Source organism: Rhizobium sp. BK316 (assembly GCF_014193695.1).
In the GTDB taxonomy this organism is placed as follows: Bacteria; Pseudomonadota; Alphaproteobacteria; order Rhizobiales; family Rhizobiaceae; genus Rhizobium.
On the sequence record NZ_JACHZR010000003.1, the window covers coordinates 244090 to 270222 of the forward strand.

The 26133-nt window shown below is 60.1% G+C and carries 29 protein-coding genes, 1 tRNA gene and 2 pseudogenes; 10 read left to right on the top strand and 22 right to left on the bottom strand.

Features of this window, described 5'->3' with window-relative positions; all coding sequences use genetic code 11:
* Positions 1-16 precede the first annotated feature (16 nt).
* From FHT87_RS15265 to FHT87_RS15280, 4 genes are all read right to left on the bottom strand, one after another.
* Positions 17-604 (bottom strand): protein-S-isoprenylcysteine O-methyltransferase, encoded by a 588-nt coding sequence (locus FHT87_RS15265; RefSeq protein WP_183732052.1) that lies wholly within the window; start codon positions 602-604, stop codon positions 17-19.
* Between the two features lie 173 nt (positions 605-777).
* Positions 778-1359 carry a hypothetical protein gene (locus FHT87_RS15270; protein WP_183732049.1) on the bottom strand — a complete coding sequence of 194 codons (582 nt, stop codon included), beginning with the start codon at positions 1357-1359 and terminating at the stop codon, positions 778-780.
* A 157-nt stretch (positions 1360-1516) separates the two neighbouring features.
* A complete protein-coding gene (locus FHT87_RS15275; protein WP_113298940.1) occupies positions 1517-1639 on the bottom strand; it encodes an ABC transporter in 123 nt (40 codons plus the stop codon).
* 167 nt (positions 1640-1806) lie between these two features.
* Positions 1807-2400 carry a L,D-transpeptidase gene (locus FHT87_RS15280; RefSeq protein WP_183732046.1) on the bottom strand — a complete coding sequence of 198 codons (594 nt, stop codon included), beginning with the start codon at positions 2398-2400 and terminating at the stop codon, positions 1807-1809.
* Positions 2401-2624: 224 nt separating this feature from the next.
* Here FHT87_RS15280 and fabG point away from each other — a divergent pair, with 224 nt between their 5' ends.
* The gene (gene fabG, locus FHT87_RS15285; RefSeq protein ID WP_183803027.1) at positions 2625-3380 is read left to right on the top strand and encodes a 3-oxoacyl-ACP reductase FabG; all 756 of its coding nucleotides are present in this window, start codon (positions 2625-2627) and stop codon (positions 3378-3380) included.
* Positions 3381-3494: 114 nt separating this feature from the next.
* Here the strand turns inward: fabG and FHT87_RS15290 are convergent, their stop codons facing one another.
* Together FHT87_RS15290 and FHT87_RS15295 are read right to left on the bottom strand one after the other, a co-directional pair.
* Positions 3495-3791, bottom strand: coding sequence for a hypothetical protein (locus tag FHT87_RS15290; protein ID WP_183803030.1), 297 nt, complete (start codon positions 3789-3791; stop codon positions 3495-3497).
* A 10-nt stretch (positions 3792-3801) separates the two neighbouring features.
* A complete protein-coding gene (locus FHT87_RS15295; RefSeq protein ID WP_246699608.1) occupies positions 3802-4140 on the bottom strand; it encodes a hypothetical protein in 339 nt (112 codons plus the stop codon).
* 242 nt (positions 4141-4382) lie between these two features.
* On the opposite strand from FHT87_RS15295, the gene FHT87_RS15300 reads away from it, so the two are divergent.
* Both FHT87_RS15300 and FHT87_RS15305 read left to right on the top strand, forming a co-directional pair.
* Positions 4383-4856 (top strand): Hsp20 family protein, encoded by a 474-nt coding sequence (locus FHT87_RS15300; RefSeq protein WP_183732037.1) that lies wholly within the window; start codon positions 4383-4385, stop codon positions 4854-4856.
* Between the two features lie 53 nt (positions 4857-4909).
* Positions 4910-5158, top strand: coding sequence for a hypothetical protein (locus FHT87_RS15305; RefSeq protein ID WP_183732023.1), 249 nt, complete (start codon positions 4910-4912; stop codon positions 5156-5158).
* A 96-nt stretch (positions 5159-5254) separates the two neighbouring features.
* Here the strand turns inward: FHT87_RS15305 and FHT87_RS15310 are convergent, their stop codons facing one another.
* Together FHT87_RS15310 and FHT87_RS15315 are read right to left on the bottom strand one after the other, a co-directional pair.
* A complete protein-coding gene (locus FHT87_RS15310) occupies positions 5255-5938 on the bottom strand; it encodes a hypothetical protein (RefSeq protein WP_183732021.1) in 684 nt (227 codons plus the stop codon).
* Between the two features lie 78 nt (positions 5939-6016).
* Positions 6017-6166: a hypothetical protein gene (locus tag FHT87_RS15315; RefSeq protein WP_183732018.1), complete on the bottom strand. Its 150-nt coding sequence runs from the start codon at positions 6164-6166 to the stop codon at positions 6017-6019.
* Positions 6167-6494: 328 nt separating this feature from the next.
* Between FHT87_RS15315 and FHT87_RS15320 the strand changes: the two genes are divergently transcribed.
* Positions 6495-7679, top strand: a complete 1185-nt coding sequence (locus FHT87_RS15320; protein ID WP_183803033.1) for a succinylglutamate desuccinylase/aspartoacylase family protein — start codon at positions 6495-6497, stop codon at positions 7677-7679.
* Between the two features lie 162 nt (positions 7680-7841).
* Complete coding sequence (locus tag FHT87_RS15325; RefSeq protein ID WP_183803036.1) at positions 7842-9164, top strand: virulence-associated E family protein; 1323 nt, start codon at positions 7842-7844, stop codon at positions 9162-9164.
* 649 nt (positions 9165-9813) lie between these two features.
* Here the strand turns inward: FHT87_RS15325 and FHT87_RS15330 are convergent.
* The 7 genes and pseudogenes from FHT87_RS15330 to FHT87_RS15360 form a co-directional block, all read right to left on the bottom strand.
* A pseudogene (locus FHT87_RS15330) lies at positions 9814-9969 on the bottom strand (DUF982 domain-containing protein); the annotation flags it as partial.
* Between the two features lie 713 nt (positions 9970-10682).
* Positions 10683-11783 carry a DUF6161 domain-containing protein gene (locus FHT87_RS15335; protein WP_183803039.1) on the bottom strand — a complete coding sequence of 367 codons (1101 nt, stop codon included), beginning with the start codon at positions 11781-11783 and terminating at the stop codon, positions 10683-10685.
* 193 nt (positions 11784-11976) lie between these two features.
* A complete protein-coding gene (locus FHT87_RS15340) occupies positions 11977-12543 on the bottom strand; it encodes a hypothetical protein (protein WP_183803042.1) in 567 nt (188 codons plus the stop codon).
* Positions 12544-12737: 194 nt separating this feature from the next.
* On the bottom strand, positions 12738-13463 hold the full coding sequence (locus tag FHT87_RS15345; RefSeq protein WP_183803045.1) for a hypothetical protein: 726 nt from the start codon (positions 13461-13463) through the stop codon (positions 12738-12740).
* A 72-nt stretch (positions 13464-13535) separates the two neighbouring features.
* Positions 13536-13612: transfer RNA gene (locus FHT87_RS15350), tRNA-Arg, on the bottom strand.
* Between the two features lie 192 nt (positions 13613-13804).
* A pseudogene (locus FHT87_RS15355) lies at positions 13805-14205 on the bottom strand (ATP-binding cassette domain-containing protein); the annotation flags it as partial.
* A complete protein-coding gene (locus FHT87_RS15360; RefSeq protein ID WP_183803048.1) occupies positions 14199-14804 on the bottom strand; it encodes a TetR/AcrR family transcriptional regulator in 606 nt (201 codons plus the stop codon). The gene FHT87_RS15360 and the pseudogene FHT87_RS15355, both read right to left, overlap by 7 nt.
* 51 nt (positions 14805-14855) lie before the next feature.
* Here FHT87_RS15360 and FHT87_RS15365 point away from each other — a divergent pair, with 51 nt between their 5' ends.
* Both FHT87_RS15365 and FHT87_RS15370 read left to right on the top strand, forming a co-directional pair.
* Positions 14856-15305, top strand: coding sequence for a VOC family protein (locus tag FHT87_RS15365; RefSeq protein WP_183803051.1), 450 nt, complete (start codon positions 14856-14858; stop codon positions 15303-15305).
* Complete coding sequence (locus FHT87_RS15370) at positions 15302-15685, top strand: nuclear transport factor 2 family protein (RefSeq protein WP_183803054.1); 384 nt, start codon at positions 15302-15304, stop codon at positions 15683-15685. Before FHT87_RS15365 ends, FHT87_RS15370 begins: the two co-directional genes overlap by 4 nt.
* Positions 15686-15809: 124 nt before the next feature.
* On the opposite strand, the gene FHT87_RS15375 is transcribed toward FHT87_RS15370, so the two are convergent.
* The 3 genes from FHT87_RS15375 to xylF all read right to left on the bottom strand — a co-directional run bounded on the left by FHT87_RS15375 (position 15810) and on the right by xylF (position 19214).
* Positions 15810-16592, bottom strand: coding sequence for an ATP-binding cassette domain-containing protein (locus tag FHT87_RS15375; RefSeq protein WP_183803057.1), 783 nt, complete (start codon positions 16590-16592; stop codon positions 15810-15812).
* Positions 16593-16606: 14 nt separating this feature from the next.
* Positions 16607-17917: a sugar ABC transporter permease gene (locus FHT87_RS15380; protein ID WP_183803060.1), complete on the bottom strand. Its 1311-nt coding sequence runs from the start codon at positions 17915-17917 to the stop codon at positions 16607-16609.
* Between the two features lie 256 nt (positions 17918-18173).
* A complete protein-coding gene (gene xylF, locus FHT87_RS15385) occupies positions 18174-19214 on the bottom strand; it encodes a D-xylose ABC transporter substrate-binding protein (protein WP_183803062.1) in 1041 nt (346 codons plus the stop codon).
* A gap of 227 nt (positions 19215-19441) precedes the next feature.
* Between xylF and FHT87_RS15390 the strand changes: the two genes are divergently transcribed.
* A complete protein-coding gene (locus FHT87_RS15390; RefSeq protein ID WP_183803065.1) occupies positions 19442-20686 on the top strand; it encodes an ROK family transcriptional regulator in 1245 nt (414 codons plus the stop codon).
* Between the two features lie 239 nt (positions 20687-20925).
* Here the strand turns inward: FHT87_RS15390 and iolG are convergent, their stop codons facing one another.
* Complete coding sequence (gene iolG / locus FHT87_RS15395) at positions 20926-21918, bottom strand: inositol 2-dehydrogenase (RefSeq protein ID WP_183803068.1); 993 nt, start codon at positions 21916-21918, stop codon at positions 20926-20928.
* 219 nt (positions 21919-22137) lie between these two features.
* Here iolG and FHT87_RS15400 point away from each other — a divergent pair, with 219 nt between their 5' ends.
* Complete coding sequence (locus FHT87_RS15400; protein ID WP_183731987.1) at positions 22138-22416, top strand: hypothetical protein; 279 nt, start codon at positions 22138-22140, stop codon at positions 22414-22416.
* Between the two features lie 125 nt (positions 22417-22541).
* On the opposite strand, the gene FHT87_RS15405 is transcribed toward FHT87_RS15400, so the two are convergent.
* Both FHT87_RS15405 and FHT87_RS15410 read right to left on the bottom strand, forming a co-directional pair.
* A complete protein-coding gene (locus FHT87_RS15405) occupies positions 22542-23426 on the bottom strand; it encodes a Hint domain-containing protein (RefSeq protein ID WP_183803074.1) in 885 nt (294 codons plus the stop codon).
* A gap of 278 nt (positions 23427-23704) precedes the next feature.
* Entirely contained in the window at positions 23705-24154 is a 450-nt protein-coding gene (locus FHT87_RS15410; RefSeq protein ID WP_183803077.1) for a hypothetical protein, read from the bottom strand.
* 157 nt (positions 24155-24311) lie between these two features.
* Here FHT87_RS15410 and FHT87_RS15415 point away from each other — a divergent pair, with 157 nt between their 5' ends.
* Positions 24312-24845 carry a putative glycolipid-binding domain-containing protein gene (locus FHT87_RS15415; protein ID WP_348649370.1) on the top strand — a complete coding sequence of 178 codons (534 nt, stop codon included), beginning with the start codon at positions 24312-24314 and terminating at the stop codon, positions 24843-24845.
* Positions 24846-24933: 88 nt separating this feature from the next.
* Here FHT87_RS15415 and FHT87_RS15420 read toward each other — a convergent pair whose 3' ends face one another.
* Positions 24934-25944 (bottom strand): LysR family transcriptional regulator, encoded by a 1011-nt coding sequence (locus FHT87_RS15420; protein ID WP_183803083.1) that lies wholly within the window; start codon positions 25942-25944, stop codon positions 24934-24936.
* Positions 25945-26133: the final 189 nt, after the last annotated feature.

Genomic DNA, 26133 nt, shown 5'->3' on the forward strand with positions numbered 1-26133 from the left:
GTCAGAGCGTCGCGCCCTAATAGAGATAAGGGATGATGCGCTTGGTCTTGTCCATATAGGCGCGGTATTGGGGGCCGAAGACATCCAGCATCATACGCTCTTCCTTATCGACGCGCAGAAAGAACAGCACGGCGAAACCGACGATGCCCGCCAGGCCTGCCACCCAATTCGGCAGCAGAAAAGCCTGGGCAAGCCCCATCAGGAGGAACGAGGTGTACATGGGGTGGCGGACATGCGCGTAAGGCCCGGCGCAGATCAATTCGTGCTTCTGGCGGATTTCGAGCGTGATGGACCAGTTTCGTCCGAGTTGCTTGTGCGTTCTTCGAAAGACCCACATTGCGAGGCAGAAAATTGCCGCCCCGATCACGACCGCCCACAGAGGCAAAGAATGGTCGGCTGCCTTGGGAATACCTGTCGCGACGTAAAATGCCGGCACGATCGCCAGCCCGGCAAGTGCTGCGGCCAGTGCCACTCTTTCCGAGACGCTGCGCCGGCTGCTGGCGACGGGCACGCGCCTGCCGCGACGCTCGAACGGGTATCGAATGATGTACCAGGCAATAATTCCGAGGACCCAGACGATCTCGCCAATGATATTGACTGACACGTTCAAGTCGGCACCAGAACCTTTCCACGATCCGGCTTCCGCGATCGTCAACGGTTGAGACTACAGCATCGGCCCGAAAATCGGAATCGATTTTCGGAAAGCCCGTGCGTAGATTCAAAGAGGTAGAGCGTCCTTTGTGCGTCCGAATGGACGCACGGCGCTCTATGCCCGCTTCAGGTATTCATCTCCCGCAGATTTGTAACGAATTGCTGCGGTCTCATCCAGATGCCGGGTGTCTTATAGCCCATGTGTTTTGCTATATCCGCGACGAAGGCGTTGCAATTGTAGACCGTCGCCTCCCAGAGACGGCTTCGCGCCTGCAGCTTGCGTATATAGGCAACCGTATCGTTATATTCGGCATCGGTCAGCATCACGCGCCAGCTCGCCGAGCGGTATTGCTCCTCCAGGTCGCCGTCCGTTGCGCCGGTCGAGGCGGGAACCGGAACGAAATGGCCGAGGACGTAAGCCCCCGGATCGGGTGAAGCCGGGGCAAGACCTGCCACCTCCGGATTGATCATGTTGCCGTTTTTGTCCGCGCGCCCGAAGACGACGTAGGTATGGCCGTAGGTGAGCGCATAACGCGAGCGGAACTCGATGAAATTCCGACCTGATCTGCTCTGATTCGTCGCTGATTTCGTCAGGTCGCGGCTATCCGATGTATAGTGCGGCAGGGGGCTTTTATCTTCCGTCTGGCACGACGATGCCACAATTGCCAAAGCAACGACCAGCCACAGGCGGCCTCTTCCAAGCGCCATTACCACGCTCCATATGCAAGCTCTGCCCGAGGCGGATTCGACGCCGGCAGATATGCCATTCTTTCGCCCTGAATTGCAGGCGGGGCCAATCCTGGGCGGTTTCGGATGTCAAGAAAAGGGAAGGGCTGAAAGAGCCCTTCCTTAGAGTTATGCGAACTTACTTGTAGACGGCTGTTGCCGCAGGCGGCGGAGCTTTCCCCTTGCCTTTGCCAATCGACCCGCAGGCACTCAGATTGGCCACCGCAAGTACTGCGAGGATGACGAATAAAATTCTGCTCATCAACAAGTCCTCTCCTCATCTTGGCATGGCCCAGGACAGGCTATGCCTCAAAGTTTGACGATAATCAGCACCTTGGACAGTGCGGGAGTGATGCAACGTGCAACGAATCTACATTAGCAGATACTTACTGGTGTGGCCAATCCGGCAATTTCGAATGGTAAATGCCATCAAATGACCACCACCCGCGTTCCGACACGCGTGCGCGCGTAGAGATCGACGATGTTTGCATTGGTCAGGCGGATGCAGCCGTTCGAAACGGCATTGCCTATCGACCAGGGAGCATTGGTTCCGTGCAGCCTGAACAGCGTATCCTGTCCGCCCTGGTAGAGATAAAGGGCGGCCGCACCCAGCGGATTGTCCGGTCCGCCCGGCACGCCTTCGGCATATTGGGCGAGATGCGGCTTGCGCGCGATCATGTCGTCGGTGGGCTTCCAGGATGGCCACTCGGCCTTCCGGCCGATCGTCGCCTCTCCCTTGAAGCTCAATCCTTCTTCCCCGACCGCGACACCATAGCGCGTGGCAAGGCCATCGGCCTCGACGAAATAAAGATAGCGCGCCCCGGTATCGACGACGATGGTTCCGGGCGGCTCACTTCCCGAATAGGCGACCTCTTGGCGCCGATAGCGGGGATTAACGTCCGGGTCGCTGCCGAATACGCGATAGCCGAGCGGCGGGCCATCCGTCGTGGTGCTGCATCCCGAAAGCATCAGAGCCAGGCTGCCCAAAACGAAGCCCCGGCGTTTAACGGCTCGTCCGTTCATTTCCATCTGCCCAAGTCGTTCTCCCAAGTCGTTTCGCTCCCTCAGTCCTGACGATGCCCGATCGGCAGCGTGCCGATGAACCGGGTTATTCGAATTTTGCGGATTATGTGCTTGTTGGGCGGACAAGGTGCGCAACTTGAAATAGCGTGTCCCTCACTCGCGAAACCCCTTGCATGAATCATGCGTTTGGTCTGAACATTAGCATATTTAAATGGATGGAAACGATGAAACTTTGCCTGGAGGGAAAAGTCGCTGTCGTGACGGGGGCAGGTTCCGGAATTGGGGCCGCTGTTTCCCGGCAGCTCGCTGTCGAGGGGGCCGAGGTCGTTGTTGCCGATATCAATGCCGATGCCGCGCATGAGAGTGCCGACGCAATTCGGGCGGAGGGGGGACGTGCGCGCCCGTTTGTCGTCGATGTGAGCGAGCCGGCAGCCGTGCAGAGCCTTGTCGACTTCACCGTCGAGACATGCGGCAGCCTCGATCTCGCCGTCAACAATGCCGGGATCGATGGGGTGCGGGCGCCGGTTGCGGATTGTCGGCTCGAAGACTGGCACAGGGTGATGAACGTCAACCTGAACAGCGTCTTCTATTGTGTGAAATACGAGATCGGCGCGATGCTGAAGCGGGGCGGGGGCGCAATCGTCAACATGTCCTCGACGCTCGGCACCGTCGGCCTGCCGACCGCGGCGGCCTACACTGCTGCCAAGCACGGGATCGTCGGGCTGACGAAAGTGGCGGCGATGGAATATGCGCGATACGGCATCCGGGTCAACGCCGTCGGCCCCGGCTGGATCGACACACCCCTCCTGTCGGAGCATCTCGCAACGGCGAGCACGCGCCGCATGGCGTCGCTCCAGCCGATGGGCCGGCGCGGGACACCGGACGAAGTGGCAAATCTCGTCTGCTTCCTGCTGTCGGAACAGGCGAGTTTCGTTACCGGTGCCCACTACCTGGTGGATGGGGCCTATACCGCGCATTAGAGCGCTTCCGGCTTGAGCGGAATCGGCGATGCCGAAATCCGCTTCGGGCTTGATAGAGACGACGCCGTCTCGCCCGGAAGCGGAAGCTCTCATTCAGTCACATTGATCGCGCGCTCAGTGCAGGATCGACGCCTTCGCCTTGCGGTCGACCAATGCTTCCACGATGCCGATAAGGCGCGCCGCGCGTCTGAGGACTTCGACACCCGCTTCGTGGACCGCGATGTCGTAGCTCATTCGGTCCATGCATCTGGCGATCTCCATCAGCTTCTCACCGAGATCGGCGTGATGGAGCCGGTCAGCGGCGCGCGCAAGCCGGCGCAGACATTCCTGATATCTCGATGCGAGAACAAGCCTTTCGGTGATCGGGTTGCCTTCCACAGCGGGCGGAGACTGGGATGTCTTCTGTCGCATTCCGCTCTCCTTATCCGAAGGTGCCGGTTGGCTTGCGGGCTGGCCCCTGCCTTCTCATGGTGAAATCCTGCCGGCCCCTATCCAGGGATTTCAGGGCAGCGAGAATGTCCCGGTAGCGGATGGAGCGGGGAACGCCGGGAGGGTGGCGCAGTTCGGGACAGGATTCGACCGCGTGAAGGTCGGACGCCCACGATGCGAGGATCGCGCGCTTCTCTTCGGTCGTCATCCTGTCCGAAGCGAGGACTTCGTCCGGATGGGAAAAATGTTGATGGGAATGCAGGATATGTGACGCCGAGATGGCATCGAGGGTCTTGGCCGAGTTGACCGATGTCTTGCCTTCGATAGTCATGTTCGATCTCCTAAAAACTTTCGACAGGTGAAGAAAATCTCCAGGCGGATAAGAGATTGTTTCGGTGTTTTCGGGGTTCAAGTGGACCGCTGCCGAACGTTCAAAAAAATTTTCGAAGCCCCTTGAAAGGCAAAAAAAGCCAAACCAAATCGATATTCGCCGGCAGCCCAAAGGGGGCCGGAAGCCGGGGACGCAGTTTCCGACGCGTCTCCTTTCCAACTCGCTTTACGGAGGATTTGGTCATGAGAAACGAATTCGACTTCGCACCCTTCTACCGCTCGAGCATCGGCTTCGACCGCGTATTCAACCTTCTGAACAATCCACAGCGTCTGCAGGCCATCGACGCATGGCCGCCCTACGATATCGTCAAGTCCGGCGACGCCGATTACCGCATTCAGATGGCGGTTGCAGGTTTCGCCGACGGCGACCTCGACATCACCCAGGAACGCAACGTGCTTGTGGTAAAAGGCCAGAAGGCCGAGGACAAGCAGGGCGACTATCTGCATCGCGGCATTGCCGGGCGCTCCTTCGAGCGGCGCTTCGAGCTTGCTGACCACGTTCGGGTCGAGAACGCTTCGCTGACGAACGGCCTTTTGACGATCGAGCTGAAGCGCGAAATCCCTGAAGCGATGAAACCGCGCAAGATCGCGATCGGCGCCGCGGAGGGTTCTGAGGCGCCGATGCAGATGATCGAAGGCGAGAAGAACGTCGCTTAACCGGAGGGGAGGGAGGAGCCGGCGCCATCTGACGGCGCCGGCTTTTGAACGACATGAAAACGATCGATGTTCGAAAACCGCAGCCGTTCGACGCGCACGATCTTTCGGTATGTCAGCCTGTTTTCGATATCATTGTAAAAGAGGCGGGCGTCGATAAGGCCTCGGAAGAGGCCGCGCGGATTGCCGCAATCTTGGTGGAGCTTTATCGGCAAGGCGTGCGCGATCCCGAGCATCTGCGGATCATGGTGGAAGCTGCGCGAGGTCTCTTCGATCGCCAGCGGGGCGCCAATGCAATCGCGTGACCTGGCTGGCGTGTAGAGCAATATCGAAGGCCGCCTTGCCCAGGTTCTGAACGAGATCGGTATGGATGTCGGCCACCGCCGCCAATTCCGATCCGTTCAACCCTCGCCGTCACCCAGCATGTGATCCGCCAGCCTGTAGCAGTGGCTCGCCTGATAGGCGTTCCGGCCGCGGTTCATATGTGTCAGGTTGAATGCCCGGATCGCCTGCAGCGCGCGGGGCGTCGCCATAAATTTGCCGATCGAGGCGAAGCCGCGGACCTTGACGCCGAAAATGTCCTCGCCCCTCGGGAAGACATAGCTGACGTCATCAGGCGTCATGACACAGCGCTCGAGGAAATCCTCGTCCACCTGGCCCTGATCGAGCGAGTGATCGGTGGTGAAATCGGAAAGATGCACCAGGAACAAGGCGCGGATGTCCTCACCATCAGCATAGAGCGAGAAGAGCTCCATCCAGCTTGCATTGACGCGAATGAGCGCCTTGCCGGGTGTCGACGGCAGGCAGGAAACCGACCAGTAGTGCCGCTCCGTCCGGCGCGGGATCGGGATGCAGTCGCTTCCGTAGCGCCTGAGAATATCCAGAACTTCTTGTGCCTGCGGCCGGCGCAGCAGCTTTTCGAACCTGGCGACGTATTTGAGACGCAGTTCCAGGGATTCCGAGCGCTCCTCGGCGTCGCGCAGGAACGTCTCGCCCCGCATCCAGTTGCGCTGCTGCTCAAGATCGAGAAACCGGCGCAGGCCGGCAATGGTCTGGCGGCGCGGCGCGCCTATGTCATCTACCATGAAAACAATCCCAGGCTCCGCTTCCGAACAGCGCCTCGCCTTGTCGCGGTGACTGCTCTCAATGGAAATCAGCAGCTACTAATAATAGCCGCCGATATTGCCGCGAACGGGACCAATCCCCAGCGGAGTTGCGTAGGTCGTGTTGTCGCCGCCGGTGCCAGTGGTTGCGCACCCTGAAAGGCTCAGAAGCGCGATCGTTACCGCGGCCAAAAGGTATTTTACAGGCATGACATTGTCCCCCTTATCCGTCACAGCGCAGGCCTTCAGGGCCAGAACACGAATATTCACCAAACCATCGGCATCGGCAACTGCGGCGAGTACCTATTCGATGAAATTGTCTCAACGATATCGGGGCTTGGAATAAGTCGGTTCACTCTCGGCCCGATAGGCCTCTGCGGTTCGCATCCGACCGCTCCGATCCGCTTGGACTTGCGAACTCGGCAGCGTGCCCTAATTTTCAGCAGCATACCCTGGGTTGAAGACGTGCGGAACTTTGCGACCGATGCGCATGCCATTGTTCTAACTGAACTTTTCAAATCACAGAGGGGCTTCCATCATGTCGGACAAATCGAAGAACGGCATCGATCGCCGTGATTTCATGATTGCATCACTGGCAACGGTCGGCGCGTCGGCTGCTCTCGCCGTCAGCGCGGATGCCGCTGATGCCGAGGACACTGCTTCCACTCCAGCATCGGGAACGGTCTATACCGGCGATACGATCGAGGGGAAAAAGGTCGTGAGTGCGCTCGACGTCGACGACCTGGAGCCCGGGCAGAAGCACTTCCTGTATTTTCAGGGTGCGCAGATGCCGACGGGGCAATACTGGTACGTGTCGGTGACGGTCGCCAAGGGGGCGAGACCCGGCAAGCGCGGCATCCTGACCAGCGGTGTACATGGCGACGAAATGAGCAACATCCATACGGTCCAGACCGTGATGAACCAGCTCGATCCGGCGCAGATGTCGGGCACGGTCATGGCGGTCACCGACGTGGCGCGCCCGGCCATCGAAAGCATGCAGCGCAGGTGGCCCAACCAGGGCAGGGGCGTCGATCTGATCGATATGAACAGGGAATGGCCCGGTAACGAAAACGGACTGACTGCGCCCAGCCGACATGCCGGGCTGCTGTTCAACCGGCTGCTGCGGCCGAACGCCGACTTCGCGATCGACTTCCACACCGGAACAACCGGGTTCGAAGTCACCGCATTCAATATCGGCGGCATGGATGTGCCCGATGTCAAGGCCATGGTGGAGCTCTATCCCGTCGGCCAGATCTTCGACAACCATGTCTATCCCGGTGTCCTGCACAATGCGTTCATGGACGTGGGCATCCCCTCCTTCACGCCGGAGATCGGTGCTGCCCGCGTGCTGGACCTCGAGATGATCGCGCTGTTCGTGGAAGGCACGATGAACGTGCTGAAGCATCACGGCATCGTCGCCGGGCCGATGGGCCGGACAGGCAAGGACGTGAACGTCTTTACCGGCAACAGCGCCTTCCCGATCCTGGCGACACAGGGCGGGATCGTCGAGCATCTGGTCAAGCTCAACGACAAGGTCGAACCCGGACAGAAGGTGGCCATCCAGCGCAACAGCTTCGGCGAAGTGGTCGCGGAATATACAAGCGGCGTGGCCGGGGAGATAACGGGCCAGCGCAGCGATGCCATGTCCGAGCCCGGCAACCCGCTGGTCTTCATCCTCTTCCACAAGGCGGCGCTGGTGGGCGCTGAGGCCTATCCCGAGTAATCTGCCGTTTCTGCATATCGTCTGGAATCGCCGCGCAGGAGAAGACCAATTTGCCGCGCAAGGTCGCAGAAACTGCGCCACATTGCATCGGCGATCATGTCAACACCTCAACCGTTTCCGAATAGGTCTGGGGACACCACCCCATCTCACGCGGAAAATCTCATGCCATCTGTGACCGCACACGCGCCGCCGCGCGACTGGCTCGCCATGCTCAAGACGAATGACAAGGGCAATCCCCTTCCTGGCCTCACGCTCAACTGGACCGTGATGCTGGAGCACCACCCCGACGCGCGGGGGATGCTCGCCCTCGATGAATTCAGCGGCCGGACGATGCTGCTGCGTCGGCCGCCGTGGGATTTGCGGAAGGGCGACTGGAAGCCTCGCTCCCTCGGAAACAACGATCTTGCCGAAGCGGTGGAATGGCTGGAAGGGTTCGACCTGACGCCGAAGGTTTTCAACATCAATCCCGTTATCGACAAGGTCGCCGGCCGGCATCCCTATCACCCCGTGAAAGACTGGCTGTCGGCCCTGCCGGCATGGGATGGCAAGAGGCGCGTCGATACGTTCCTGACCCGTTATCTCGGCGCCGAGGACACGCGGCTGAACCGCGCCTTCGCGCGCAAATGGCTCTCGGCGCTTGCCAGACGCGTCTTTGAACCAGGGTGCCAGTTCGACCACGTGCTGACCCTGCAGGGCAAGCAGGGCCTCGGAAAATCGTCGTTCGGCCGGGCTCTCGTTCCGGTCGAGGAATGGGTGACCGACGGCGTGACGGTGGGCGAAAGCGCGCGCGAAGTGATCGAGAACACCAGGGGGCGTTGGGTCGTCGAGCTCGCGGAGCTTGCCGGCCGGTCGACCCGGGAGATCGAGACGATCAGGAAGTTCATCACGGTTCGCGTCGATACCGCGCGCGGGGCGTATCAGCAGAGGCCCGACGACGTGCCGCGCCAGTTCGCCTTCTATGCCACGACGAATGCCGACGAGTTCCTGACGGATACGACGGGCAATCGGCGCTGGTGGCCGGTCAAACCCACGGCGATCGATATGGCGGCCATCCGGGCCGATCGTACTCAGATCTGGGCCGAAGTCATGACGATCTACGAGCGCGAGCCGCTGTGGCTCGACGACCCGGCATTGGAGGCCGACCTCGAAGCCCTGCACCAGGGCGTGATGGATTTCGGCCCCACCTACGAGATCATCCGCGACCTCATCCCTGACGGCGACATGATGGTGCCGTGTGCGGACATGCGCAGGCTCTTGACCGGCGGAAGCGAGGATGCCAGCCGCCTGCCCACCGGCTGGCGCGCCAACCTGCAGAGGGCGCTTGCCGGGCTGGGGTTTGAACCGGGCTCGAAGCCTGTCAATCGCCGTGGGCGCACCGTGCGCGTCTATCGTCGCGGCGATGGGGACGCCCAGCCCTGGGCGAGATGGGTCGGTGGCCGTATCGAGTTCGAGCACGACCGGCGAAGACGAGATGGGAGTTTCTAAAGCGTGTCGCGAGTGAAGCGCCGCCTTCGGGGCTCAGGCTGCTGACAGACCATTGCAAACCCCGCGACGTCATCCTCGGCCTTGTGCCGAGGATCTGCTCCGGCCGATTAAGTATCTGAAGACAAATGCTTTCTCGTCAAGGAATTGCAGTGGTCAGATGCTCGGCACAAGGCCGAGCATGACGAATGAGACCTTGTCAACAAACTGCGCCGCCCTTCGGGGCGGCTTTCTTTTTCCGGGCCAGCTCGCGGAATCGCCGACGGCGATTACGAATGCGCACAGAGATATTGTAACCTCATTTCATAAGCTTTCTCAACAGGTTACGGACGTTATTACGCAATTACGAAGATAATGGTGAAACATGGTGGAGAGGCAGAATGACGTTCCGATCACCGTTTCATAACTTCATGAGAAGTGGACATGCGCCGTAATCTCGTAATTCGGTAATTTTTTCCATTAAGATGCTGAATTCATAGCATGAACGCTATTACGAAATCTGCCGGAAAATGCGGTGATTACACACATGAGATCGCCGCATCCCCTCGAAAGCAAGGCTGGCAAGGGGCGGTTACCCGCTTTTGGAACTGACCTCGGACGCGACGGGTTCTGCGCGGCTCGCCAAGCCTGGGCTGGCCAGGAGACGGACAGTTCAATGAAGCACGGCGATGGCGGTAATCCCAGCCTCGGCTGCAGCGCGAATGATCGCCGCTCTCAATTCCCGAGGTTCAGCGGTGCCCTGCACGACATCAAGACAGACCTTGATCGCCGCAAGAAATTCCTCCCCGTCACAGCCGGTAAAATCCTGCCTGCCTTCTCCCGGCCAGGGTTCACGTCATTTGTATTTCGGTTGATATTCGTGACCCATCTTGTCCTCTGGCGCTGGAACCTAAGTCTTCATCGCGAGTTAAACGCCGGACCGTGCGGCCGGGGGACTGATTGAGCCCTAACCCCACACTAAAGTCGGCTGTGCGGTCCGCCTGCATCAATCGCTCCGGCCAGTCGTCTTCAATTCGGTTTTTGATCGTCCGGCTCCCCGCTCTCCGTTGACACTGCCGAGTACGCCATGAATTCTATGTTTCGGGCTATTGCTGCAGGGTGACCGTGATGAGCAGAGTTCGGACACTTATGATCGCCGGCTTGGTTATCGGATTGGAGATCCTGGCCTCATCGTGCACAACGCACCGAAGCTCGAATAGCGCCGATTTCCAGTATCAGCCTGGGCATTCGAGGAACCCGGCGTGCAGCCAAGGCTTCAGGCCGACCAATGCGCTGTCCTGCAGGTATTGATCGGGCTGGCTTTCGGTCTTTCGTCTTAATTGTAAGGGGATTTTGAAGGCGGTGGCGCACCCGACATGATACGCCTAGCGGAGGAGCTGGATGCTGCCTAAATGCCTGAAATCAAAGCGATCTCGCCAAGGCCTAAGCTAGATGTGAAGGAGCTTCGTGCTGATGGCAAGTGACCTCCGAAACTATGTACCAGCCGCCGCCCCGAACAAGTGCATGCACATAGGTCAATCTCTATTTTTTGATAAGTTCAAGGAGACCAGAAGGTGGGCCATCGTCCTGCGGGCTCGTTGGCGCTGGCCGGAAGAGAGCGTTCAAGATCAGCGCCCGGTCCTGCTCGGCAATTCCTACGCTCTTTCGTTTGGCCAAACCGAGGAACGTGACCGCCATCACTCTACGGTGCTCAGCATCAGAGCTCAGCATAAGGTTTTGCGTAAAAATGCGGCTGACGTGCTTCAGCAACCAGCCGTAGGCCAACACTGGCACCGTGAAGACCACGAGCGAGGCCAGTGAGATGCCGCCTTTGGTCATGTCAATGATGTGGTCTATGTACTTCGAAATGCCGTCCCAGTAGATGAACCCAAAGATTGCGGGGGTTGCCAGCAGTGCCACGAAAAGGCCCAATGCTATATTCGCGGCCCGGCTTGTACTAAGTGCTACCCGCTTCCAATGACGGGAGGGGCCTTGCAGAACTAGATAAGTCTCGTACTGCTCGTGCAACGCTTCAAGCTCTTTGCGTTTCGCGTCCACGAAATCCTCAAGCCCCTTTTTGATTTCTGTGATATCGCCGTTGAGCTCGTCCTTTAGCTCCAATACGCGGGCTTCACTAACTTTGGCGGATTTCAGTGCGTGTGACGCGGAAACGGTGTCAGCGGTGGTTTGGATTAAAGGGTTGAACCGTAGGGCGACCTTAAGGGATACTAGTTCCCGCCTGATTTCCTCGCGAGGAGTTGTAATAGCTTCTGAGAATAGGAGTACGAGGCGCTGAGCTGCCGTTGCGTCGTTCTGCTTAAGAAGCTCCCGGATGCTTCCTCCCAGTTGCCCGTGAGCAATCACAATTCGTAACTGACCGGCCTCATCCATGAAGCTTCTAAGAGCCTCGTGGTCGTTTGCTTGTAGGCGCTGGCGGAGATTAGCCAAGTAGTTTCTGTAGGACGACAAGATGTTCTGATTGCCATAGTTCTGGTTTCCAACAATGACCGGAGCATCAAGGGCTGGGAAGCCAGCCCAAAACTGCTCCTCCTCTAAGACCCACTGCAACGCCTGTTCACTAGTCAAAGAAGTTGCTGGAATACCTTGGGCGCGGCATTCAATCTTGAAGTTGTCTTTTGCCATTTGCTAACGTCCACCGACTATTGGCAATTTGATAGCGTAACTCTCGGCAAATCACACTATGCAACCGGGAGATATCCCCTGTGTTTAATGGCCTGCCCCGCCTCAGACTTCAACGGGGGCACATATCTCAGAGGCTATCCACGTGACAGCGTCAGCACCGGCGATAACCTTGAAATGAACGCTCTGTGGTTTGTCACTGGTGGTGAGCATTCCAAGGAAGTTGAAAGTCGGCCACGTAACCCTGATGGTTCGGCCGCTGGTAACGTTGCGCCATGTTCCGCATGACGCGCTCAAGCGCCGCTTCTGCCCGCAATACACATGCCGGCGTGAATACTTGATGCTCGTCGGGCTGGAGCCTCGGTGGCTCGTTCTGAATGTGGACCCTATTGCGGACCTGCCTTAGGAAGTCGAGCTCGTCGTAAAAAGCGGCGTCAACCCCGAGAAGGTCGTCTTTCCGAACGCTCACGATTAAAAGCTCCATCTTGTCGATCTTCTTCGCCCGGATGCGGTTCAACGCTGTCTGAAGCAGACCCGGCACACCTTCGCGAGTGAATGAACGCGCTCTGAAATGGAGGTCGTGAAGTAGGGCCTCGATAATCGAAATCGCAATGACGCAGATAGGCTTGCACAACGCACGCCTATGGGCTCCGTTTTGGGTAGCATCGCGGGCGGCGTATAGTGCCGCAAGTGCAGCGAGGTTGTGGTTGATGTTATCTCCCAGCTTGAAATTCCCCATGAAGCTGCTGTCAATGACAACCAAATGAGCGCCCTCGTTTAAAGCGCCACCATCTTAGCGTGCAGCTACTGATTCGCGAAGGCGTTGGCCTCAGAGGTTAACAAGGGGTCACGTATCTCAGAAGCTATCCACGTGGCAGCGGCGGCGAGGTTCCCTCCGTGCCCCTGCCATGGGACCCAATGCAGACATGCTGCCACCCCCACGGCACGCCTTATACCTCACGCATGTACGCTCGCCAGCAGTCCTTCAATCCGCAGTAAACCCGAAAGCGTGGTTAGCTCTCCAGTTGGTGCGGGGACCACCACTGTCTCCATTGATCCACTGACTAACTGTACCAATCCTGTTCGCAGGAGGGCGTGAGCGCAGGACGTGGAGGCCGCTGGCTGTAATCCGTACTGCTGCTCCAATATTCGAGTGCAGGCCAACCAAAACGCTACAGGAGGGTTTTTCGATGAGTCTTCTATCGGCGTCTCGCCCATTTGTACCCGCTGCATCACGCCGAGCACAATGACCTCCTCGCGCCGCAGGCCCGCAAGCACATCCGCCCAGCGCAAGAAGTCATCAGCGTAGAGTCCCGGGCCTTCGGCACTTCCCACGATCACCCTGGCGAGTAGCCGCAGGTTGAGCCTTGCCGCTCCCTCTTCGGCGGCTCGCATGTAGCGGTAGGTTATTGCAGCAGCTTCGTCAGCGTCTTGGAACTCAATTGGAGCGTGACCTTGCCTGATTTCATGGAGCAGAACATCGCGTGCAGTGCTGGCGCGTTTCTGCATTAGGGCACGCAGGGACCAAGTACCAATGGCGGGCACGGTAGAGGCAAGAGGATTGTCGATGGACGCCATGTAATCGGCAGCGAGTGCGCTAAAAAGCTCTAACATTCTGATGGTCTGCGCTGCATGAAACTCAATCCTGCCATCGTATGTGTCCAACCCTTGTGCAATAGCCATGTGAAGTAGCGAGCTGTTGCAAAGGTCTTGGAAGCTTAGCTGTTTTGAGGTTTCAATGCATTAGGAATGCGGTGGCGCACCCGACAGGATTCGAACCTGTGACCTTTGGAATCGGAATCCAACACTCTATCCAGCTGAGCTACGGGTGCATGCCTGACGATGTGACTCGTCGTCCGATGTCGTGGTTCTTAGCCTAGCTTTGGCTCTGCTTCAATCGCGAAGTTCACGGAATTTCTGTGGCTTGGCTTTTAACGTGATTTCGGCCACACGCTGTTGCCAAAATGAAAACTCCGCCGGTCCTTTTCGGGCGGCGGAGTTTCTTTGCCGGATGCTGCCGGATGTCACACCTGCATCGCACCAGGGCCGGGGATGGCCTTGGGGGCACCTTGCCGAGGATGATCATGCCGAGGACTTCGTCCTCGGTGACATCCTCGGTGTGGGCGTGGCCGACGACCTGGCCGTTTTTCATGACGGAGACACGGTCGGCGAGATCGAAGACGTTGTGGATGTCGTGGCTGATCAGGAAGATGCCGATGCCTTCCTTTTTCAGCTGCTTGATGAGCTCGCCGACCTGCGCCGTTTCCTGCGGGCCAAGGGCTGCCGTCGGCTCGTCCATGATCAGGATGCGGGCGTTGAACAGGATGGCGCGGGCAATGGCGACGGACTGGCGCTGGCCGCCGGAGAGGGCCTTCACCGGTTCCTTGAAGCGCTTGAAGTTGGGGTTCAGGCGCCCCATCACTTCGCCCCCGACGGTGCAACGGCCCGCAACGCGGTCCTGACGATCGCATCGCCGAACTCCGGCGAGACCGGGCGATGGCCGACCAGCAGCCGGAAGAAGACCGGTCCGTAGATCATGTCGAGCAGCGCCTCCATATCAAGCGGCGGAACGATCTCTCCCCGAGCCAGAGCCTCCTCCAGGATGACGCGACCCGCGTTGCGGCTCGACAGGATCACCTGATTGCGGAAGGCCTTGGTGAATTCGCTTTCCGGATCGGCGGCTGCGAGTGCCATGGTGATCTGCCGCCCGCGCGTGCTCGCAAAGGCAGTCACCAGTCCGCTCATCTGCGCGCAGAGAGCCGCCTGCGCCGAGCCCGCTGCGACCTCCGCTTCCGGTAGCCGGTTGACCAGAAGAGCGGCCATCGCCAATTCCTGGGCGTTGGCCCAGGAGCGGTAGATCGTCGGCTTGCCGACACCGGACCGCGCCGCCACGGCTTCGATCGTCATGCGGCCAAAACCTTCGGCCATCAGGATTTCATGGGCGGCCTCCAAGGCACGCCTCTGCGCGGCAGCGCTTGGCGGACGCCCTCGTTTCTTCGGTGTTGCGTTATTCTCTTGACTCATATCTTTACGATACGTAACGTTAATATAAGAACCAGTCAAGGAGGATCATCCATGCCGAGTTTTGCCCGAAAAGTGAGTGCCTACTTCATCGTCAAGGATGCGGCACGGGCCATCGACTTCTACAAGGAGGCTTTCGGTGCCACGGAAGTCTTCCGCATGACCGATCCTTCGGACGGGCGGATCGGCCATGCCGAACTGCGTTTCGGGGAGACGCTGATGATGTTGGCTGACGAGTATCCGGACTTCGGCGCCCTGTCTCCCGATACTGTCGGAGGCTCTCCGGTGACCTTCCACATGGACACGGTGTCGACCGACGCAGCACTGGCGCAGGCGCTGTCGGCCGGGGCGACGATGTTGCGCCCGGCGACCGACCAGAGTTTTGGCGAGCGGGTGGCGCAGGTGCTTGATCCCTTCGGTCATCGCTGGATGCTGTCGCAAACCATCGAGCAGGTCACGCCTGAGGAGATGCAGCGCCGCTGGAGCGAGGACATGTCGGCGTGAGTGCCGCAGCCCTTGAAGCGCTCGAGGAGGCTGAGCGCGCCTTCAACGCGGCGATGGTTTCCAACGATCCCACCCAGATCGCCGCCTGCATCACTGACGATTGGGTGCTGGTGACGCCCGAGCGAGGCCCAATCCCTGCACAGGCTATTCTTTCGGCGATCGGATCCGGTGCCCTGAGCCATGACACGATGACCAAGACGACGCATCACGTCCATCTGCTCGGCAATGTCGCCACGGTTACCGGTCGCGGGCAGAACACGGGGATGTTCCGTGGCGAACCGATATCAGCCGACGAATGGATCACCGACGTCTATCACCGGGAGGGCAACAGGTGGCGGTGCGTCCTCACCCACCTCTCCCCTGCCAGGAGCGGTGCCTAGCGCCCCTTGCGGCGGATGCCGCCACGCCCGCAGCCGCTTCTGAGAGCCACGTAATCCATAAAAACTCCGCCGGCCTTGCGGGCGGCGGAGTGTGTTTGTCGCGGGGCTGGTCGCCTTGCGGCGATCAGACCTGCATGGCGCCGGGGCCGGGGATGGCTTTCGGCGGCACCTTGCCGAGGATAATCATGCCGAGGACTTCGTCCTTGGTGACATCCTCGGTGCGGGCGTGGCCGACGACCTGGCCGTTTTTCATGACCGAGACACGGTCGGCGAGATCGAAGACGTCGTGGATGTCGTGGCTGATCAGGAAGATGCCGATGCCTTCCTTTTTCAGCTGCTTGATCAGCTCGCCCACCTGCGCCGTTTCCTGGGGGCCAAGGGCTGCCGTCGGCTCGTCCATGATCAGGATGCGGGCGTTGAACAGGATGGCGCGGGCAATCGCGACCGACTGGCGCTGGCCGCCGGACAGCGCCTTCACCGGCTCCTTGAAGCGCTTGAAGTTGGGGTTCAGGCGGCCCATCACTTCGCGGGCGGAGGCTTCCATCGCGACATCGTCGAGCGTGCCCCAGCGGGTTTTCAGCTCGCGGCCGAGATAGAGGTTGGCGGCGGCGTCGACATTGTCGGCGACGGCGAGCGTCTGGTAGATCGTCTCGATGCCGAACTTCTTGGCATCGCGCGGATTGCGGATGTCGGCCGGTTCGCCATTGATCAGGATCTCGCCCGCGTCGCGCTTGTAGGCACCGGAGAGGATCTTGATCAGCGTCGACTTGCCGGCGCCGTTATGGCCGAGAAGGGCCACGACTTCGCCGGGATAGAGATCGACCGAGGCATTGTCGACCGCGTGGATACCGCCGAAGGCGATCGAGATATTCTTCAGTTCGACAAGGGGAGTGCGTTGTTCAGCCATGGTTCGTACTCCTCTTACTTCGCACGGGAGCGATAGACAGTGTCGAGCCAGACGGCAATGACGAGCACCGCGCCGACGACGACGTTCTGGATGGGCGTATCGACATTGGCGAGGCCCATGCCCGACTGCAGCGACTGCATGACGAGCGCGCCGAGCATGGCGCCGGCGATGGTGCCGGTGCCGCCTGCGAGCGACGTGCCGCCGATGACGGCTGCGGCGATCGTATAGAGCTCGTAAGTCGTGCCCTGCGAGTTGGCGGCGGCGTTGAGGCGCGCGGTGGAGATCGCGGCGGCGACAGCTGCGAGGAAGCCCATCAGCGCGAAGATGCGCACCGTGACCCAGCGGGTCTTGATGCCGGCGAGTTCGGCCGCTTCCGGGTTGCCGCCGATCGCGAAGACGTAACGGCCGAAGCGCAGGCGGGTGGCGATGAAGGTCATGACGATGCCGACGAGGATGGCGATCAGCACGGGTACGGCGATGCCGTAGGGGATCATCAGGCCGGTTTCCGGCACGGTGATGTTGTTGGCCTCGGCATAGCGCTTGGCGATCGCCGGCGGCCAATAATAGATCGTCGACACCCAGATGGCGCCGAGCACCAGGGCACAGCCGAGAACGCCGAGGACATATTCGGCCCAGAGCGGACGGCGCGGGAAGTTGAAGCGCCGGCGCTGATGGCGCGAGCCGATGATCGAGACGACGATCAGCACGCAGGCGGCCGCGCCGATGATCCAGCTCCAGGTGGCGCCGATTGCGCCTTCGGCGCCGCCGCCCATGATGCGGAAGGTGGTGTCCAGCGGCGCCACCGTCTGGCCGCTCGTGACATACCAGGCAAGGCCGCGCCAGGCGAGGAAGCCGCCGAGGGTGACGATGAAGGAGGGCACGCCCATGAAGGCGATGATGACACCCTGGAACATGCCGATGGCCGAGCCGACGAGGAGGCCGGCGATCAGCGTGATCACCCAGGTGAAGGAATTGTCGAAGCCCAGATATTGCGGCAGGAACTTCGCCTGGACCACGCCCATGATCATGGCGACGAAGCCAAGGATCGAGCCGATCGACAGGTCGATGTTTCTGGTGACGATGACCAGCACCATGCCGGTCGCGAGAACCGCGATTTCGGTCGTCTGGACCGAGAGGTTCCAGAGGTTTCGCGGCGTGAGGAACAGGCCGCCGGTATAGAAATGAAAGCCGATCCAGATGACCAGCAGCGCGGCGATCATGCCGAGAAGGCGGGTGTCTATTTCCGTTGCCCTGAGGAAGCGCGTGAAGGGGCCTTCAACTGCCGTGCGCGGGCCTGACGATGTCGATTGGGTGATGTCTGCCATGGGTTTGCCGTTTCCCCCATTTGTTTGGGCGCGGGCCGTTTCCGGATGGGATGCCGGCCGACGATCGCCCTGTTCTTGATGTGACCACCGGGACGCTTCCGAAAATAGCCGATCACAACGGCACCATTCTGGCAGGGAATCAAAGCATCCGCGATGCGCGCGAGAACGGAGAAGCGCCACTCAGCGGGCTTCATCCGCATCCGGCGCCGCAGCGGAGGGCCGCTGCGGCGCCGGTATTCAAATCAGCGAGCAAGGATCAGTCGCAAGCCTTGACGGAGCCGGCCTTGACGCCCTGGCAGGCTTCAGCCTTGGAGATCCAGCCGGCGTCGATGACGACGTTCAGGTTGTCCTTGGTGATGGCGAGCGGGGTCAGGAAGATGGACTGCATCTTCACCTTCTTCGGGCCGCCGTCGAAGGTCTGCACGCCTGCTACCTTGTCGAGCGCCGTGCCGCCGGCGAGATCGAGAGCGATTTCAGCGGCGCGCTTGCCGAGTTCGCGGCTGTCCTTCCAGACGGAAACCGTCTGCGTGCCCAAAGCGATGCGGTTGAGAGCAGCCTTGTCGGCGTCCTGACCGGAAACCGGAACGGAGCCGGCCATGCCCTGTGCATCGAGAGCGGCGACGGCGCCACCGGCGGTGCCGTCGTTGGAAGCAACGACAGCATCAACCTTGTTGTTGTTGGCAGTCAGGAACTGCTCCATGTTGCGCTGGGCGTTCTGCGGCAGCCAGCCGTCGGTATAGGCTTCGCCGACATTCTTGATCTTGCCTGCGTCGATGGCAGCCTTGACGACTTCCATCTGGCCGGCGAACAGGAAGTCAGCGTTCGGGTCGGAAGACGAGCCCTTGATGAAGACGTAATTGCCTTCCGGCTTTGCCTTGAAGACTTCCTGCGCCTGCAGGCGGCCGACTTCCTTGTTGTCGAAGGTGATGTAGAAGGCAGCCGGGTTTTCGATCAGGCGGTCGTAACCGACGACCGGGATGCCTTCGCTGGCGGCCTTTTCGACTGCCGGGCCGATGGCGTCGGAGTCCTGGGCGAGAATGATGAGGGCGTTTGCGCCCTGCGAGATCAGCGATTCGACGTCGGTCAGCTGCTTTGCAGCCGAAGACTGCGCGTCAGCGGAAATGTACTTTGCGCCCTTGGCTTCCAGCGCCTTCTTGATGGCGGCTTCGTCGGTCTTCCAGCGCTCTTCCTGGAAGTTCGACCAGGAAACGCCAACGACGAGGTCGGCAGCCATGGCAGCCGTATGCACGGAAACGAGGATGGCCGCCCCGGCCATCAGCTTGTAAATCGACTTCATATTTGTCCTCCCGAGTGAATTGCAGCCGGCCCGGCCTCAGCCTCCTCCGGCCACCGCGAAAGCCTGTCCAGAAAGGTTCGGATTTTTTTCTCGACAGTCGAGAAATTTACTGTCAGAGATTTTTTCAACTGTCAACACCGCACTACCGGCTTAATTTCCTTTGACGAAAGCGGCCGGAGATGCTGTGGCAATGAGGGGCGGAACGAACGGGGAAGAGGCGGCGATAAATGCTGACCAAGTCGAGCACGGAGCTCGTACGGCAGAGAAACAGCGTGCTCGTGCTCGCCACTCTCCGCCGCCACGGGCCGCTTGCTCACACCGAGATATCCGATCACACGCGGCTGTCCTCCGCGACCGTTTCTGCGATCACCGCCGATCTGGAACGAGCGCAGATCATCGAGAAATCCGAGCAGCAGCCTGCCAGCGGGCGAGGGCGTCCGCGCGTGCTTCTGCGCCAGCGGCGCGACTGCGGCTATCTCATCGTCGTCATCATCTCCTCGGATGCCGTGCAATATTCCCTCGTCGATTATTCGGGCAAGCTGATCGATCGCTTCAGCGAGGAGAGGTCGCATGATCCTGATGGGGCCGCCCGCTTCGTCACCGGCGTTCGGGAGGGGCTTGAGCGCATCCTGTCGCGCTCGCGCATCGAGCGGGAGAAGGTGCTGCTCATCTCGATCAGCAGCAAGGGGCTCGTCAATTCCTCCGAGCCGGTCCTCGTCTGGTCGCCGATCTTCGGCAGCGACCAAATCGATTTCGAATCGGCGCTCAAGCCGGACTGGAAGGCGAAGGTCATTCTCGACAACGAGACGCTGCTCGTCGCCGCCGCTCTCGGTGCGCGCGAGGAGAATGTCAAAGGCGCGGATTTCCGCTCGCTGGCGGCCCTTTCGCTCGGGCACAGCATCGGGCTCGGAATCGTCAGGCGGACGAGCCATGGCGGGCATGACGTCTCCGCGCCCAATTTCGGGCATATGCTGCACATGGCCAATGGCGGGCTTTGCCGCTGCGGCACGCGCGGCTGCATCGAGGCCTATGCCGGCTTCTACGCCATCCTGCGCACCGCCTTCGAAGTGCCGCTCGACACGATCCCGGCAAAGTTCGTGCCGCTGGCCGAGCTCGACAAGATCGCGGCGCGAGCGCGGCAGGGGCACCGCATCTCCGGCTTTGCCTTCCGGCAGGCGGGGCTTGCGCTCGGCAACGGATTGTCACGCATGCTGAGCCTGACGGAGCGCATGCCGATTGCCATCACCGGGGTCGGCACGCGCTATTACGATCTCTTGCGGCAGGGGATCGAGGAGGGGCTCGGCCAGTCCCATGTGGTGCGCATGGAGGGCATGCCGGAGCTCCGGGTCGTCGCCGACGAACAGATTCTCGTCTTTGAAGGACACCTGAACCGGGCGCTGGCCGTCATCGATGAGGATATCGTCGTGGCGGGGGTTCAGGGCGGGACTGAGGACGTGTCTGTACCCAAATGAAGACCCCGCCCCAAACCGCTCCCCACAAGGAGGAGGGGCTTAATGTGCGGCACCCGCTCTCCAAATCCTCAACGTTTGAGAATGGACGAGGCGGTGCGGCCGGGTTAGCCCCTCCCCCTTGTGGGTGTTCAGACTGGGGAGGGGTTGGGGAGGGGTTTTTGGCTCCACTTGCCACAAACGAGAAATGGCCGGGCTCCTCACCCGGCCATCTCATTGTGGCGACCGTCGGGAGAGGGCGGTCAGCCGATCCTGATGAGCTTGCCTTCCTTGACGGACTGGACGGCGGCGTCGGCGAGCGCGAGCGCTGCCAGGCCATCGGCACCGGACGGAGAGATCTTCGAGCCCTTTTCGATCGCGGCGATGAAGCTGGCGATCTCGTTGGCATAGGCCTCGGTGTAGCGGGTCATGAAGAAGTCGTGCAGCGGCGGGCGGGTGTAACCGTCGGCGTTTGCGACTTCGATCGAGACCGGGCGCTGGTTTTCAGCCGAGACGACGCCCTTGGAGCCATGCGCCTCGATGCGCTGGTCGTAGCCATAGGTGGCGCGGCGCGAGTTGGAGATGATGGCCTGCTTGCCGGAGGCGGTCTGCAGGATCACCGAGACGCTGTCATAATCGCCCGCTTCACCGATCGCCTTATCGACGAGGACGGCAGCGGTTGCCACGACCGAGACCGGCTCTTCGCCGAGCAGGAAGCGGGCCATGTCGAAATCGTGGATCGTCATGTCGCGGAAGATGCCGCCGGAGCGCTTGATGTAATCGACCGGCGGAGCGCCGGGATCGCGCGAGGTGATCGTCACCATCTCGACATCGCCGATCTTGCCGTCGTCGATGACCTTGCGGACGGCCATGAAATGCGGGTCGAAGCGGCGGTTGAAGCCGACCATCAGCTTGGCGCCGGTTTCTTCCACGACCTTGATGCAGGCATTTACGCGCGCAACATCCAAGTCAACAGGCTTTTCGCAGAAGATCGCCTTGCCAGCGCGGGCGAAGCGCTCGATCAGGTCGGCATGCGTATCGGTCGGCGTGCAGATGACGACGGCGTCGATATCCTTGGCGGCCTCGATCGCTTCGATCGTGCGCACGTCGCAGCCATAGGCGGAAGCGATTGCTTCGGCAGCCTGCGGGAAGGCGTCGGCGACGGCCACGAGCTTTGCATTGGCGTCGCCGCTCACGGCCTTTGCATGGACCTTGCCGATGCGGCCGGCGCCGAGAAGACCAAATCTTACTGTCATTTCTGCCTCCCTAGATTCGGAACAAATAAACCGAATTGATACAAGTTTGGAATTTTCATTCCATTTTCCGATTGCCGCGTCAAGCCCACAGCCCTTTCACATTTGTGAAATCCATCCTAAAGACAAGTAACGTCATCACAAGGGTGAGACGGGCGTCATCACAACAGTGAGACCGATCATCACAACAGTGAGACCGGTGATCACGACAACGGGACAGAGATGCAGCTTATCGATCCAAACCATTCGGCCTACCGGCACCTTTGGGTCCGTGTCCTCATCGTCGTTGTCTGCTTCGGATGGGCGATCGTCGAATTTACGACAGGCGATGCCTTCTGGGGCATGCTTGCCGGCGGCGCCGGCGCCTATTCCTTCTATATGCTGATCTGGGCCTTTGATCCCAAGCCGCCGGAACCTGCGGCAGCCGTCACACCCGATGACGATGATGGGGGCGGGGACGGGGACAAGCCGGCGATAGAAGACGAGAAGAAGGGCGAATAATAAAAGCGTGTCGCGATCCGCCGGATGCGCGCCACGCTTAAGGTTGTTGTTTCACATTATCTATCGCAAAACCGATGCACGCCTTGGCGTGCCGTCAGCTTGATCTTTGGCGCATGTCCGTCCCGTCAGAGCGACAGTTCCCTGGCTTGCGCGTCGATCTTTTCGCAGGCATCGCCAAACGGATCGCGCATCGGCACCAGCGGCGAAACGCCGAGCAGGAGAAGCGCTTTCAGATGCTGCCAGCCGCCGCTCAACATCGGCGCATAAGATGTCATGTCGGCGGGGTCCTCGTCATGGAGGCGCCTGTATTCTGCAAAATTGGGGAAGTCTTCGTGGTTGTTCTTCACGACGCGGAAGCTCTCGGCCGCTGCCCCTTCTGCAAGGATGACTTCATGCGTATCGAGCAGCACGGCATAGTATTCGACCGAGGCGTCGTCGGCCGGAATGACCGGTGCAATGGTCGTGCCGTTCACGAGGTCCTTCACGCGGATCAGAGCACCGTTCAGAAACAGCGCATGCCCTGGCGACAGGTAGAGATCGGAATGTGGCGTGCGGCTGCCCAGCGCATGGCGGGATACACGGATCGGCACGACGCTTTCATGCCAGCGCGCACCGCTCTTCCTGAAGGCCTGGCGGCCGACCCATTTGATCGCACGGGCATTGCCATCAGGAAGGGCAACGCGGTCGCCGACGCGCAGATCCTCGACGGGCTTTTCACCGCAATCCGTGAGGATCGCCGTTCCGCGCAGGAAACAATTTGCGCCGACGCCAGAACCACCGCCCCCACCGGAGCTGCCGCCTCCACCGGAGCCCCCGTGACCACCGGAACCGCCATGGCCACCGGAGCCGCCCCGTCCCCAAAGCCGCCCCAACGCACTTGCTGGGGATGCGGAAATTGCCGTGGCCACGGCTGCCGCGCCGGCGAGCCTGGCACTGACGGCAGCGGCAACACCTAGAAAATGTCTGCGCGCGGTATTGCGGGGCAGCTTCGGGTCTTCTGTGGATGACATGTTGGGTGTCCTCTGAAAACATTTGCACCGGCCTATGTTACAAGAGGTTGTATTTCGTTCAATTTCGCTAAATAGCGCTATGGCCTACCGAAAAGGGCGTAGGGACATGGTCTATTGTTCTGTAAAATTGCGCTGTCGCCGGCGCCAAAAGTCGGTGAACTATCTGCTATCAGAAGGCGAAAATTTCAACCTGACGCTATCAGGCCGGGTCGTCTGATCCGCCGCAAAGGCGGCTTGAACAACCGCGAAAACGCCAGTCGGCGGCAGAGGGGGAGGCTTCATATGCGCGGCAGTCGGCGCATCGCCTCGTCGATCAGCAGGTTGGCGATCGTCATGCGTCTGTTGGCATTGTTGCGGAAAGGTTGCGCCACGCCGTCGGGATGATTGGCCTTGGCGAAGGCGCGCCGCTTCTCGTTCAGTGTGTGCTGCGTATCGGCAGATGAGATCGCAAGTTCAGCGGCAATCTCTTCCGGTGCAATGCGGGCCAGATGCGCGGGCATGGCGGGTTCGGGCGGGGGAGGCGCCTCGATCGCGGGCTCCGGACCGAGATTGTCGAAATAGGCTTCGCCGACCCGCTGCGAGGCCGCCGACACACCTTCCATCACATCGAAAGCGAGGCCGGTGGTGAAGCCGGAAACGCGACGGGCGGCCGGCTCTTCCGCTTCACCGGCGTCTTCCTCTTGCAGTCGTTCGAGAACGGATTGGAATATCGATTGTCCGAACAGCATGCGCCTTCCTTTTCGAGCGGCGCATTAGACGGCGCCAACTTGGCGCCGGGCTGGATTCGAGGCAGGATCACGGGATCTCTCCGGAGCCGGGTGGCGCGGCAGAGACAGCATATGCGAATGAGAAAATGGGGTGTGGATGACAGGTTGGAAGCGGACAGTGCAATGGACCGATTGGAATGGAGATGGACTTGAAACTCTTTCCATCGTCCACAATCACGAGGGCGTGCTTGCGGAAGGTGTTGTGACCGGACACTTCGAAGCAAGCAAATACGCCCTAACTTACCGCTTGGTGATAGACCCGCATTGGCTGGTGCGCGATGTCAGGGTCCAGATCGCCAATGGCCCACGCCTTCACATTTTATCTGACGGCTGCGGTCGTTGGGTCAACGGGGATGGCTCGGAGATTTCCGATTTGGCCGGGTGCATGGATGTCGATATTGCAGCGACACCCTTTACCAACACCCTGCCAATTCGACGGCTAAAGCAAAAACCGCGTGTCCCCGAGGAGATCAGCGTTGCGTATGTTTCCTTGCCAAACCTGATCGTCGAACCTGTTCAGCAGCGATATACCAAACTTGCCGAGAACCGCTTTCTCTATGAAGGCCTATCAACCGCCTTTTCCGCCGAACTTGAGGTCGATGGTGACGGCATCGTACTGGACTACCCAGGCGTTTCCAGAAGGTTGCCGTAACGGTCGCAGTTTCCGGACTGTCTCCCGACCTTCGAGGTATCGCTAGGTCAGCGATTCACATAGTACGAAAACCAGGAAAGGCTCGGCCCTAGCCCTCGGCCTGCCGGATGCTTTCTTCCAGAATGAGATCGTAGAGCAGGCGGGCGCTCGGCGGCAGCGCGCGCTCACGCACGGTGATCATGCTGTAGGGCTTGACGTTGATCTCGAAGTCGATCGGCAGGATGCGGACGTCAGATGCGTTCGAACTCTGCGAGGAGAGAAACTGGGCGACGTCGATGGCAACGGGCGCGATCGCATCCGTCGCGCAGATCATTGCGCAGGTCAAAAGCAGCGAGGACGTGTTGACGACGTTTTCCGGAAGTTGAACGGCGCGCGACAGGAAGATGTCCTCGATCGTGCGGCGCAGCAGCGTGCCGGGCGGCTGGAACACCCAGTCGTAATCCCTGATCTCTGTGAGGCTGCTCGGTTTACTCTTCTTCAATAGGGGGTGGCTGCTGCGCACGATCAGGCAGGCCCTCTCGATGCCGATCTCGCGAACCTCGAAGAGACGTGGGTTGAGGTCATCGGGGATGCGGCTGATGATGAAGTCGTGGCGGGCGGCAAGAAGCTCGCGCGCCAGCACGTTGCTGGTCTCGACCTGGATGTTGACCTCGATGCCCGGGAAGGTCTTGCGCACTGTGTTGATGGCGGGGACGACGAGGCTCATGGCGGGTGCGGTGACGGCGCCGATGAAGACCGAGCCGCCCTTGCCGCTCTTCAACTCGCCGATCTCGCGGCTCGCCTCCCGAAGCTCCAGGAGGATCTTGCGCGCACGTCTGGCGAGGGCCTCTCCGAAGGTGGTGAGCACCACGCCGCGGGCTACCCGCTCATAGAGCGGGGCCTTCACGATCGATTCCAGATCGGACAGCATTCGCGATGCTGCGGGCTGGGAGATGTTCAGCACCTCGGCGGCGGCCGAAATCTGCCCGCTATCTTCGATTGCGACAATCATACGCAGGTGATTCAGCTTAAGTCCCGCCCGCAAATGGCCATCATCGCCAAAATTGTCGCTGTTAATATCGACATGTTCCAACGAAAATGGCTCAGAGATAATCGTCATGGTTGCGGCCTCCCCACGGCATTCCATCAAAAGTAATACTTTTTAACGATATACCAAATTTGTTATGCATATTACCAGTTATTCTATTTGACAGTTATAGGAATCCATACCAGTTTGCCGCCGTGTGCTGGTTGGCACTCAACACGTGTGAGATCGTGGAGGAGACCTACTTCGTTTCTCACCATCTGA